At 29.9% G+C, this 14,382-nt stretch carries 5 protein-coding genes; all 5 read right to left on the bottom strand.

Annotation, left to right across the window (positions count from 1 at the left end):
• Positions 1 to 89: 89 nt before the first annotated feature.
• A complete protein-coding gene (locus tag ACULEV_RS00460) occupies positions 90 to 2,639 on the bottom strand; it encodes a T9SS type A sorting domain-containing protein (protein WP_445456727.1) in 2,550 nt (849 codons plus the stop codon).
• A 96-nt stretch (positions 2,640 to 2,735) separates the two neighbouring features.
• On the bottom strand, positions 2,736 to 3,488 hold the full coding sequence (locus ACULEV_RS00455) for a LytR/AlgR family response regulator transcription factor (RefSeq protein ID WP_445456726.1): 753 nt from the start codon (positions 3,486 to 3,488) through the stop codon (positions 2,736 to 2,738).
• Between the two features lie 4 nt (positions 3,489 to 3,492).
• Entirely contained in the window at positions 3,493 to 6,399 is a 2,907-nt protein-coding gene (locus ACULEV_RS00450; RefSeq protein WP_445456725.1) for a histidine kinase, read from the bottom strand.
• A 71-nt stretch (positions 6,400 to 6,470) separates the two neighbouring features.
• Positions 6,471 to 8,828, bottom strand: coding sequence for a penicillin-binding protein 1C (pbpC, locus tag ACULEV_RS00445; protein WP_445458567.1), 2,358 nt, complete (start codon positions 8,826 to 8,828; stop codon positions 6,471 to 6,473).
• Between the two features lie 40 nt (positions 8,829 to 8,868).
• Positions 8,869 to 14,370: an alpha-2-macroglobulin family protein gene (locus ACULEV_RS00440; RefSeq protein ID WP_445456724.1), complete on the bottom strand. Its 5,502-nt coding sequence runs from the start codon at positions 14,368 to 14,370 to the stop codon at positions 8,869 to 8,871.
• Positions 14,371 to 14,382: the final 12 nt, after the last annotated feature.

The following is a 14,382-nucleotide window of genomic DNA, read 5'->3' as shown; positions in this document are numbered from 1 at the left end:
TTGATAAACAAGGAAACCAAATTAAATAACAAAAAACCGCCTTTCAAAAGAGATTGGCGGTTTTTTCATTTAAAACTATAAAAACAATCTTATCTTTTCACAAATTTTTTAATTCCAACTTCATTTTGACTTGTAGTCACTTTAATAATATATAATCCGCTTTGTAGATTAGAGACATCAACTTTATTTTCTTTTGTTTCTAAAATTAATTTTCCATCTAAAGAATAAATCGTCATTGATTTTATCTCATCATTAGAAGTTATATTCAATAAAGAAGATGTTGGATTTGGATACACTTCAAACTCAGTAAAAGAAGTAAAATATTCTGAGCTTAAAGCAGCATCAAACTCATAAGCACCCATATCTACTGTTGTATTATATATTCTTTGATTTCCTAATAAATCCACTAATAATGTAGAAGGTACTTTTGTATTATCTCCTGAGTTAATTGCTGGAGAACCACTATTTAATTGAAAATCTGTTGTACTCACAAATAGCGGATCTGTAGTTATTATATTTTGTTTTATTAAAACTGTAGAAAAATTATCCGAATCTAATGAATTCGTTACTATCATTGTATTAGGAAAAGAACCTCTGGCATTTCTAATCGCCTTAGCAGTAGTATTATTTATATCTTTATTATTCCAAAAAATACAATTATACACTTTCGCATTCATTACAGATGTAGCAACCTCTTGATCAAGACAAAGTGTTGCTCTATTTGTTACTACAGTAGAAGTTCCAGAATCTAAATTATCTACAAATGTATTATTCACAAATGTTGCATCAATACTAGAAGAAGCACCATAAGCTCTTATCCAAGCTACACTTCCCGAATAACCTAATGAGTTCCCCACATTTAAATTCATTGCTTTATTATTAGTAAACAATGAATTATTAACTTTAATGTTTGCTGTTTTATTTGCTTCGGTAAAGCTATAAAGAGAAGAACCACCTTTAGCTACATTGTTTTTAAACTCACAATTTTCAATAATCAATGAACCATCTTCATTAAAAGGTGCTAAAATTCCTGAACCTGTTTCGAAACTTACATTGTTTTCAAAAATGCAATTTCGAATTTCTAAGTTACTTACACTATTTAATTTTGTTAATCCAGCACCAGAATTTACGCTCCCAGTAGTAATTGTTCTTGCATGACCATCTGAAATGGTTAACCCATCTAACACAACGTTATTTGCATTTATCTTGACTAAGTTAAATGTGTTATCATCTCTTGTAACATTAAAATAATTATAAACCATATCGTCATTACCTAATAAATCTCCAGATAATATTGTTCTATTTGTTCTAAAGTCTCTTTGGTTTAATGCTGTTTCTATTCCAGTGAAACCTCCATAAATGCTGATATCTGGATTAGCAATTGTGAAATTTGCTGTTCTATCAGAAGCATGTGGAATATAAGTTCCACTTGCAATCCAAAGTTCAGTCGTTGTACTACCAATTCCTACTAATAAAGCCTCACTTAAATCCGAATATGCATTTGCCCAAGAGGAACCATCACCACTACCTACTGCATTTTTATTTACATATATTCGAGGCAAATCTGGTGGTAAATTATAATATTTAACTGATACTTTCCCTGCGTCATTATATGCTACATAAATCTTTCCATTTGAAGGGTTTATATTCATTTTTGCAAATTGATTATTTGACAATCCACTTAAATCGATAGAAGATGATGTTTGCAAGTCCCATAAAGCTGCATTTTTAACTTTTAAAATTCCTTTTAGAGTATTATCTAAATAAAAAACATAATTTTTATTATTAACAGGATTGTTTTTATAATTCATAAAATATCCAAATGAATTATTTGAAACTATTGTTGCTGTGTAAGTTACGGGAGCATTTTCCGTATGATAAATTTGATCATTTGAATCTTCTCTTTGTATTAAAAAATCTGTTCCAGAAGCTACAGAGATAGACTTTGGGCTATACCCTACATTTTTAGCATCTCTAACTAGAACTGCACTTCCCCAGCTAGTACCATTAAAAACTCTTTTGTAAGTCTTTGTGCCTGTTGGATAATCTCTTACATTAAAAAAGAATTCATTTGCATTTACCAATTCAGCATTTCCCGATACAGTTTCGGAAAATTGACTTACCCAAGAACCTGTTCTATTAGAATAAAAAATTAAAGCTTGATTCGCATAACTATCATTTGTTGTAACAACAAATGCATTTCCGTTTGTATCAAAAGATAATTGCGTTTTTCTGGCTGGTGCATTCGCTGCCGCTCCAAAAGCAATGTCTCCATCCACACTCCATGCAACACCATTAAACTTTACAATTTTTAAATTTAAATTAGTACTTATGTCTTTAAATGCAACCCACGGATTTCCATCTATTGGATTTATTGCAATTGATAATAAGGAAGCACTTGCTACTGAAGCCACACTTCCTACATTTATCCAGTTTGTTCCATTAAATTTCATCACATAAACCTTATTAACATCTAATACATTTGCATAAGCAATATAGGTTTCACCCGTGGCATTGTGTGTAATTGCAACGTCAGATGCAAAATCTGTAAACTGTTGTATTCCTTCAAATTCCCAATTTTGAGCATTTGTTTGATTAAAAAATGTAATACCAATTAATACTAGTAAAATTGTTCTCATAGTAAATATTTTATAGTTTATAAGAACAAAATTGCGCATAAAAAAAAGTCGTAGTAAAACGACTTTCTGAAACTAGGTTTTGACTTGCTAAAGTAATTATCCTATATTTTGGACTATAGTCAAAAACTCTTCTTTTTTATCATTTGAAATCGAAACAGACTTATCATTATCCATAACAATATATCCGCCATCCTTCTTAATATATTCTTTTATGTACTTTAAATTAATGAGATAAGAACGATGTGGCTTGTAAAAATTAGATTGCATTTCTAAGACTTCTACAAAATGCCTTAATGGCTTACAAACTAGCAGCTCTGTTTCTTTTGTGGTACTTACTTTAGTATACATTCCATCTGCTTCAAAAAGGATAATATCATCAAAATTAACAAACTTAAATCCGTCAGCGAATGGTAATCCTATTTTGTTAAAATTGGCCGATTTTAAACTCTTTTTTAACTCTTCCAACTTAGTACTAATTTCTGATTTCCCTATTTGCTGGATTGCTTTTTCGACAGCTTCTTTCACAGTTTCAGCACGTAAAGGCTTTAATAAATAATCTATTGCAGATAATTGAAAAGCTTTTATAGCATATTCGCTGTAAGCTGTAGTGAATATAATTTCAAAATTTAATTCTTCTTTACTAACAAAGTCTAAAATTTCTAAACCCGAATGTTCTGGCATTTCAATATCCAAAAAAACAATTTGTGGTTGTTGTTCTTTAATCATTTTCACTCCAGAAAGTAAATCTTCTGCTTGAAAAATCGCATCAATTTTGGTGGTATTTTCCTTTATTAAAATTTCCAGCAGATTTCTTGCTTTAGGCTCATCATCAATAATTATTGCTTTCATTTTATTATTTTAATATTGGAATTAGCAAAGTGACTTGGGTTCCAATAGGTTCATTATTATCATTTATTAAATCATCAATGGTTACACCAATCTTTTTTTTCTTTCCAAAATTCAATAATTCGAGTCTGCTTTGATTGGCTTTTGTAGCAAATGATTGGTGTTTTTTATTGCGTAATTGAGAAGCTCTTTCTCTTCCTATACCATTATCTAGAACAGTGCATTTTAACATTTGCTCCTCTTTTAGCATTTCGAAAAATATTTCAAGAACTCTATCAGTTTTCTTATGCAACAAGCCATGTTTGATTGCATTTTCAACATACGGTTGAATAAGCATTGTAGGGATTTTAATATCTTCGTTCCTTTCTAAACTAGTAATTTTATAGCTGAATTTCTCTTCAAATCGCAGTTTTTCTAATTCTAAATAATTATTTAAACATTCGATTTCTTCTTTCAGAGAAATATAACCTTTAGAACTATGGTCTAAATAAGCTCTAATTAAGTCTGCAAATTTTGCTAAATAAGAACTGGCTAAATTCTTTTGATTTAAAATAATATATTCTTGAATAGAATTTAAAGCATTAAAAATGAAATGTGGATTCATTTGCGATTTTAAATTTTCTAATTTTAAAACTGCTAGTTCACTTTCAAATTTTGCATTTTTTAAAGCCAATTCTTTTTCTTTTTCTTTTACAGCTAATTTATTTCTGTAAAAAAACATGATTAATCCTAAGGCAATTAAAAATATTCCTAAAACAAACCACCACTTTTTCCAATAAGGTTGGTTAATATGAAAAGTGATTTTTTCTGAAAAAAATTCATTCCCGTTAGTATTTTTAGCCCTAACTTGGAAAACATATTCTCTTGAAGGAAGGCTATTAAAGTTAACGAAATTTACATTTCTATCTAATACAACCCAATTTTCATTTAAACCTAATAATTTGTATTCAAACAATAATTCATCTTCTGGATAATAGCCATTGACATGAAAAACAATCTTAATTCTATTTTTATTATACGGCAAAGAATAATGATTGTGAATCAAAGTATCTTTTTCATTTATAACTATTGCTTTAATATAAATTTCTTTGGGTTGGTAATGCTTTGCTTTACTATTTTTTTCAATTTCAAAAATAGCTTCTTGACTAGCAAAAAGCATGTTTTTTTCATTTACAATCACTCCTCTAATATTCCCAATAGCACTAGTTTTACTTATTAAAGAAGGCTTGAATTTATTGACATTAGAATCAAAAATCTGGATTCCTTTATCGGTTACAATCCACAAATTATTGCTATCACATTTTATTTCTTGAATGATTGCAGATTTCAACCTATTTGTTTGGTCTAATTTTGTGACAAACTTATTGTTTTTGTATCCCAATATTCCATCTGTAAAAGTAGCAACCCATACTATTTTATCGGCTGTCTGACAAATATCTTTTGCAATAATACTTTTGTTATTATATTTTAGAATTTTAGATTTAAAAATACTATCGTAAACCATTAAATTATCCACATAAGAAACAAAAACTTCATGGGTTTCATTATCTGAAAAAGAACGATATGCTCTACTGAAATTTAAATCTTTAATTTTCGTAAGACTATTGTTTTCAAATTTTAAGATGGTAGCCCTGTCAAAACCAGAAAAAATAATTTGATTAGAATTTCCTATTTGCTGCAAGTCTTTTGCATTATTTAGGCATTCTAATGGAGTTATTTTTTTTGAATTTAAGTAATAACCATAAGCTGTATCTTCAGTACTTATTAATAAAGTGTTTTCATCTCTTAAGAATAATAATGCTGAAATTTTTCTTTTATTCTTGATTTCAAATTTATCTTTTGCACCTGTTCTTAAATCCAGAATAAACAAATTGCCTTTAGTAGTGCCAACAGCAATTTTTGTAGTTGTAATTTTTTCTACAGCAGAAATAACTTCATTATTAACGACATTTAGATACGATTTGATTTGTAAACTTGGAACTATAAAAACCCCATTGTTTAAAGTTGAAATCCAAATCGTTTCATTTTTATCAACTATACTTTTTGTTATGAAATCATTTTTAAAAATTACGTCTTTTAATACAAACTGATTGTTTTTTTTATTTAATATTACAATTCCGTTTGAAGAGCATAACCATAAATCATCATTATTTTCTGAAATTGTGATAATTCTATTATTTTGCAATTCTTCTGGAAAGTAGACTTCTATTAAATCATTTTCTTGTATTTGAAAAATTTGATTTTTATTCATCGAATTATCATACAAAAGCAAATAGTCTTTTTTCTGATATTCAAAAAACTTTGGAAAGATATTACTTCCAAATTTTTTAGGGTTATAATTTAAAATCTCGATTTCATTAGCTTTTGAAATAGTAAAAACGATATCATCACAAGTAAAACGAATTTTGTTACCTAATTTATACGGTGCACGAATAATGGGAGATTTAGAAGGCAACAGTATTTTTTTTCTTTCTTTGGTTTTTAAATCAACAGAAAACAACACTGAAGTAGAAAATATAAATAGTTTATTTTCAAGAAATAAAAATTCTGCTAATTCTCCTTTAAGTTCATTTTTTAAATCCAAGAAAAGCATTAGAGAATTGTCTTTAACATAGAAAAATTGGCCTGAAATATTATTGCACCAGAGTTGATTTTGATGGTCAAATTTCAAACCAAAGACAGAAAGTCCTCTCTTTTCTTTATTGGAATAAGAAACATATTCTTTTCCGTCAAAACGATACAAACCTTTATCGGCAGCTAGCCAAATAAATCCTTTATTATCTTCAATAATGTCGTAAAATTCGACGTCAGGTAAACCTTCCTTTTCTGTCAATTTTAAAGCGATAGGATCTTGGGCAAACGATGCGTTTACCATTAAAAAAAGAAAAAGACTATATGAGAATAATGCTTTCAACTATTCAAAAATAGAACTTTGTGATGAGATAGTTGTATAGTATTTCTGAAAACCGCTTCTGGCTTTCTAAATTAATTATTTTCTATTTTAATTTTTCTCTTTATTTCAGTTCCAAATTCATCAACTACAGTAATAAGATATGTTCCTGTTGGAGCTGTAACTTGTTTTTCATGAAATGTTTTGGTACTTCCTAAATAGTTATCATTTAAATACCAAAAAACTTCAGCATCTGAATTAGAATGAGCTATTTTCAAAACTACTGGTTGTACTTTACCTTCAAAGTTTTTAGTTAAAATAATTCTAGTATTTGAATTTGGATAAATAAAATCCATTTTTTTATCTTGATTCACATCTACGCAATCTTCTCTATAAGGAGGAAGCATTGCATAATTTACATGCTTACTTTTATAATACCATTCCATAACTGGAGGCAAAATAAACCAAGGTTTGGCAACAATATCATCAATTTTTTCACAAGTACTATTAACTCTAAATTGTTCCTCTTTATCTAAATGAACTAGTTTATGGAACTTACAATTCTCTGTTTTTTTATTGTTCTTTGGAATCCATTCTAAACTAGCATCACAATTTTCTTGTGCTAAATAACCAGACTGCTTGCAAATTAATTTTTCTTCTAAATCGTTATAAGGAGTTGTAAACCAATTTGATTTTGGAAACAATCGAAAAACATCAAATAAAATAGGAGATGCGCTTTCTACACCAGATAATAATGGACGTCCTTCTCCAGTAGCATTTCCTACCCACACTCCAACAACATAGTCTTTGGTAACACCAACAGCCCAAGCATCTCTTCCACCAAAACTAGTTCCTGTTTTCCATGCAATTTCTAATGATGAATCATAAAAACGCCAAGCTTCATCTCCTTCTGGTCTATTCACTTCCTTCATTGCATTGAAAGTATGCCAAATGGCTCCAGCACTAAATACATTTTTCTCATTTTTTGGTTTCCCAAAATCGGTTTTAAAAGCACTATTGTAATTAAGGTTTGCTAATTCATTACTTCTAAATTCATCTTGAGTTTGTACATAATTTGTCAGTGTTCCAGACATATAAGAATAGGTACGACACAAATCCCAAAGATTAGTTTCTGCACCGCCAAGAATTAAAGAAAGCCCATAATTTGAAGGATGACGATTAACATCTCTTAGCTTTAGCTTTTGCAATTGTTCGTAAAATTTGGTTACAGAATAATCTTGTAACATTAAAACAGCAGGAATATTTAAAGAACGAGCCAATGCTCTACTAGCAGGAACTGCTCCATCATAAGATAAATCATAATTTTGAGGTGAATATCCTGAAATTTGTGTAGGAATATCTGGAATTAAAGTATGGGGTAAAATTTCACCGTCATCTAACATGGAAGCATATAAAAAGGGCTTTAAAATACTCCCTGTACTTCTAGGCGCTTCAATAATATCGACATCTTTTTGATGAGCAACATCTGTGGGACTATTTCCTATGTAAGAAATAATATTCCTTGTTTTAACATCAACAACTAAGACAGAAATATTGTAAACTTGATTTTGTTTATATAAATTATAATATTGACCTACAATGTCGTTTATTCGCTCTTGAATCCCAATTTTAATTGTAGTTTTAATTTTTTCACCTTTCTGTTCTTTTGCTACTTTTTGTAATAAATGAGGAGCTATTTGAGGAACTGCATAGGGTTTTTGAGGCAATGACTCCAACAAAGACAATTCATAAGTGTCTCTATCTATAGTTTTATCCTGATAAAGTTTTTTTAATAATCGATTGCGTTTTTCTAATAATTTTTGCTGGTTTTTTCCAGGATAAATTAAACTTGGAGCATTTGGCAAAACGGCAAGAGTAGCAGCTTCTGCCCATGATAATTGATGTGGTTGCAATCCAAAATATCTCCATGATGCCATTTCTAATCCCACTACATTACTTCCAAAGGGCGCATGAGCAGCATACAATTGTAAAATTTTATCTTTTGAATAACGAAATTCTAATCGTGTTGAGAGAATAACTTCGATGATTTTTTCAAAATAAGAACGCTTTTTTCCGTCTCTATGTAAACGTATTACTTGTTGTGTTAATGTACTTCCACCTCTAACTATTCTATTGGCTTTTCTGTTTTCAAGAAAAGCATGGTACATAGAAATTGGGTTAAACCCAAAATGTTTATAAAAATGTTGGTCTTCAAATGCAACAATACATTTTTTAAACTTTGCAGGTACACTATCACTTTCAGGAAATCTCCATTGTCCATCGTCAGCAATTTTTGCGCCTATAAATTGACCATCAGCACTTTCAATAACTGTTGTATAATTTGGTGTAAATAGTACTTTAGGTAATGAAAAATAATAAACAACCATAAGTATAAAACCTATGGTTGTTTTGAATTTATTTCTTTTTATAAATTGGATAAATTTATTCTTCATCATTTATTAAGAACTAACCTCTTTTCTGTTAGGTCTAGAACTATTCTTTTACAATGTTTATCCACTGCCCTTTATTTCTTACAATATAATTATCATCATACATCGCTTCACACTGAATACCTGGAAGATAATAACTTCCTAAATAAGATGCGTTCAATAAAACGGTGAATGTTCTGGATTCATTAGTATTTAAACTAAAATAGAAATTAGTCCGATCATCTCTAATATCAATATAATCGGCTTTGTTTTCAGTTTCACTACCAAAATCGGTGTAACGAGAATTCATGATTTCGAAACCAGAAGGCACAATTTGTGTTAAAGCCACATTATTAATTCGTTCTGTTGAATTATTTCTAATGGTAATTTGAGCCCTAATTTCTGTTCCTTGGTCAATGGAATTAAAATTAATTGATGCACCTATTTTATTAGTATATGAGATTACTGCTGTAAGATTTTTTTGAATCTCTTTTTCTTCACCTATAGGTAATACTCCACTATTGAGAACTCTAACATAAATTGTATTATTGTTATTATTTTTAATACTCACAGAATACTTTCCTTTTTTAACTTCTAACTTTTTGTCAATCACTGATTTTTTAGTAGCTAAATTCTCTGATTTTCCCCCAAAATTTACTGCAACATTTACTCCTTTTTCTCCATTTTTAATAGCGAATTTTGACATAGCATATAAGGCATAGGCAGTTGTTTGGGTACTCATGTATTCTCTAGAAGAGAGATTCTTTGCTAGTATATTTGCTGTTTCAAAAGCTTTCACTTTATTATCCATTAACAAATAGGTTTCTAACAACATCGCTCTACTTCTATCTTCTGAACCATAGTAGTAGTAATATTTTCTTGGATTGTATTCGAACGAACCAACAGAAGTAATTAGCTTTTGAGCTGCTGCTTTTTGACCAATAATAGCATAACATGCTGCTAAACGTAATTTAGACTCATCAGAAATACCTACTGTTTCTCTCAATCGATTCATCGAACCTAAATCAGCTGAACCAGCTAAAGCCAATGTATACAAACGATATGCTTGAGCAAAATCATTATAATAACTACCATTATATCTCCATTGCTTTGCTTGGCGTTGTTGATACGAAATCCATTTTTGTTTGAACCCTGACGGTAAAACATATCCTTTTTTCTCAGCTTCAATCATAAAATGTCCTGCATAAGAAGAACCCCAATCATCTGCTGTTGAATTTCCTTGCCAATAAGATAATCCCCCATTAGAAACTTGAAATCTTCCTAAACGTTGAATGCCTTGATTAACATTGTATTGTATTTTTTGTTTGCGAGCATCATCAATCGCAACCACATCAGCTAAATAAAGTTGAGGAAAGACACTAGAAGTAGTTTGCTCAACACAACCATGTGGATATTGAATTAGATATTTTAATCTTCTATTAAAATCTATTGTTGGGAAAGAGGAAACTTCTAATCTAGCATTATTTGTTCCTGATACTCCAAAAGTTTCCCAATTAATTGATTTAGTAGAATTTGGCTCTAAAACCAAATCGATAAAATCAGTAGTTTCAGGATTTGGATTAATAATATCTATCTCAACAGGAAAAGATGCTTTTTCAGAGCCAGAAGTAGCAACTACTTCGATTTTTCCAATTCCTGTTACATCACCAACTTCTAAATTGAAATATAGCATTTTTTCATCTGGTGAACTAAAAGTTATTTGTTGTTTAGCAGATTCTAAAATTCGAATTCCATTATTTGTTTTTACCTCTACAGATACATTTTTAACATTTCTTTCCATGGCAAAAACAGTAACAGGTACAGTTATCTTTTCATTAGGTGAAATTTTCCTTGGTACAGATGCCAAGACCATTAATGGGCTTCTCACTGGAGTTGTTTTTTCAGAACTTCCATACGCATTTGTAGTAGCATCACCAGCCACAACCATTGTTCTTACAGAACCAACGTAATTAGGCATTTGAATAGTATGTGATTTTGTTTCTCCCTTTTTCAATTTAAAAGGACCTAGATAAATAACTACTGGTTTAAATCGGTTTGCTTTTTTAGCCTTTCCTCCTCCTAAATCTTCATCACCACCAATACTAAAAATTTGATTAATTTTCCCTCCATAAGCGCCAATAACATCATCATAAACATCCCAAGTTTTAACTCCTAAAGCTTGTTTGGAATAAAAACTATCCCAAGCATTAGGTGTTTTAAAACGAGTTAAATCTAACAATCCTTCATCCACAACGGCAACAGTATAAGTCATTTCTTTACCATTTTTCTCACTAATCTTTAATGTTGCTTTTTGCTCAGGTCTTAATACTTCTGGCATACTTATTTGAGGTTCCAAAACAGTATTTTTATCCACTACTTCGATTGGGATTATTCCATACATTCGAATAGGAGTATCATTTAAAGTAGAACCATGAGGTTTTAATAAAGTAATATTGATGTAAACATTTGGAGCCATTTCAGGAGTAACTGGGATTTCAATTTTAGTTTCTCCTTTTGTCGTGTTTGACCAAAGTGTTTGCACAACTTTTGAACCGTTTTCTAATGAAATTAAAGCTCTTCCTCCTTCACTTGAAGGGAATGAAATCATAGCTTTTTCTCCTACTGCATATTTTTCTTTATCAGAGGCAAAAACAAGCATATTTGCAGTATTCGCATCACCTGATTTTGTTTTTCCAGACCAATAAGGCCAATCTATTATTTCCGTCTTACTCGTCGCATGTCCATCAGTTGGATCAACTACTCTTATTAAATATCTTCCCCAATCTCCTTCTGGAACAGAAAACTGGAAAGAACCTTTACCTCCACTATTTGTAGAAATAGTAAAATTTTTATACGCAGTAGTTACATTATCAGAGTTATATCTTGACAAATCATCACCAGAACTATTCCACCACCATCTCCATTCTACTTTATAAATACGAACTTCTAAATTTTTAACGGCTTTTGGTTTTCCATTTTCGGTAAGTGTAACTACTTCAAATCGGTTCATTTTATCCGTTTCAAGCATGCCATATTTATTTGGTTCAGGACTTTTTAAACCAACATATGTTTCATAAGGTGAAAAGTTAGCTGTTACCACATCTGTGCTAAAATCACCTCCGTTTTCGTAAGCTTTAGTTTGCATTACTATTTTTAATTTCCCTGGAGCTTGACTTGTTACTTCTGGTTTAAGTAGTACATCGGTTTTTCCGTTTTCGTCTATTTTACCCGAAAAGACGTTAACTTCTTCCGTATAAAAATCTCTTACATCATCATCAAAATCATAGTTACTATACCCTTTGAAAGTAGTTTGTTGCTCCATGAATTTGGCTTGCATTTCTACTTTTAAATTTTTAGCTACAGCACCATGAAGCCATTTTACTTCAAGCGAACCTTTATTTGGACTACTACCAGAAATTTGAGCATCTGCAAAACTATTCTTGATTTTTAAACGATTTGGTTTAATCGTTTCAATTTTTATGGATTTGAAAAAATTAGCTCCTCCAACAGATACTTTTGCTTCCCAATTACCAGTTATATCTGTCTCTTTAGTTACTACTTTAAATTTGTAATGATTATTCTCATTGTATTTTTGAACTGCTTGATAAGTTAATTTACCACGTGGATCAGATAATTTAAATTTAATAGGATGTGATTTTTCCAATTTGCTTTCATTATCATTTAACATAAAAGCTATATGAAGCGTATCTCCAGGTCTCCAAACACCTCTTTCTCCATAAATATATCCTTTTAACCCTTTTTGTAAAGTTTGTCCACTTACTTCAAAATTACTTACAGATAAAGATTGTCCTTCATCAAGTTTAACATAAGTCGTGTTTTTATCTTTGGTAACAACAGCAAAATAAGCATATCTTTTAACGTCAGCCGTAGCAATTCCGTCATTATCAGAAGTTATTGTTGCTAGTTTTTGTTGTTGGTAATCATACAATTCTATGGTTGCTCCAGAAACTGGGTTCGTTGAAATAATATCATTTACTGCAAAAAAATAGGATCCATTTTCACCTCTTTTTGCAATAACTCCTAAATCAGTTGCGATTACATTTGTAGCAATATTATTTTGGTAGTAATAAGAATTATCGCAAGGATTTTCTCTTTCGTACCAATCATAATCATCATAATAGTAATCATCATAATAATCGCTATTACTTCTTATTTCACCATCATCAACATTTTCTTCTTCTTCAATGTTCTCATCCTCATCTGATGAAGTACATTTATATAAAGAATACTTTTTGTTGAAACTTATCTCAACTCTATAAATAGCTCCTGGTTCTGGTGTAATAATTTTTGCTAAATCCAGTGCATAAGCACCCCATTTACTATAGTTAGTTAAATTATTTGTCTTTAATATTATTTTCTCTTTGGCTATAGGAGAGGCTACTTTTTGAAGGTTCCTTTTACCATTAATTTGATTGTCCTGAAGAAATTGTAAGATATTATTTTTAAAAATTTTATATACTTTTACATCTACCGCACTTAAATTAACTGCTTCAAAATTTATTTTTAAATTATTAGAGCTAGGTAAGATGGTTCCACTTTTTATGAATCTAACAGCTGGTTTAATCTGTTCAAATGAAACTTTTTGAGAAAAATTATGCTTCATTTTATAGCCATCTTCGCTTTGAATACCTTGAAAAACTTCAACCAATAACTCTCCTTTTAAAGGTTCGTTAAAAAACACTTTCAATAAATTTCCAGCTGTTGAAAATTTTAAATCTGTTGTTGATTCTACATCAACTAAACCATCAAAGTTTTGACCTTTTTTCAAAGGATCAGAAAAATTTAATAATAAAACCTGGTTGTTATCTTCTTGTACTTCTGCAGTTATTATTTTAAAATTACTTTTTCCGGGAATATCATATTCTAAAGTTCCTTTTTGGTCTATTCCTTCCTCTTTACCATTCCAATTGATGGTGATTTTACTATCTTCTACGAAACGTTGAATACTATCTATAACAAATTTAAATTCTTTTTCGCTACTTAAATCTTTATCAAATTTAACTTTTACTAATTTTCCATCTTGACTAACCTTAACTAGTTTTTTTGCACTTTCAAAGTCCAAGTTATCACTTGTTGTAATAACTCCATTTAAATACATATAATCTTTACTATAAGATTGTAAATCTAAAATAGAAACAATAAAATCTTGCTTAATTGTTTTTATAGTAAAATTGAAATTTTTCAATTCACTTTTTACATCTTTAACTTCAGATAAATGGAAAGTAACCTGATATTCTTTATCTGATTCCAAAGCTTCATTAGGGATAAAAGCCAATGTATTTGTTGAGAGTGCTACTACTTTTCCATCCACCTTTGGATTAATTGAGAACAAATCATCATCCAATTGTTTGTTTTGAGTCCAATCAGCATTATCAAAAGCTAAAACGACTCTAATATCACTTTTAGCAGAAACAATTCCTGAACTATAGTTTAAAATATACTCTTTAAATAAAGATACGTCAGAATTAAAATCTTTACTATCTTTTGAACAAGAAACAATAAGAATTAAAACAAAAAAAAGCTTTAAAAGGCGATTAATTTTCATAGAAAAAGGAAT

The sequence above is a fragment of the Flavobacterium sp. HNIBRBA15423 genome (genome assembly GCF_052655965.1).
This window is presented reverse-complemented; position numbering and strand designations above follow the sequence as displayed.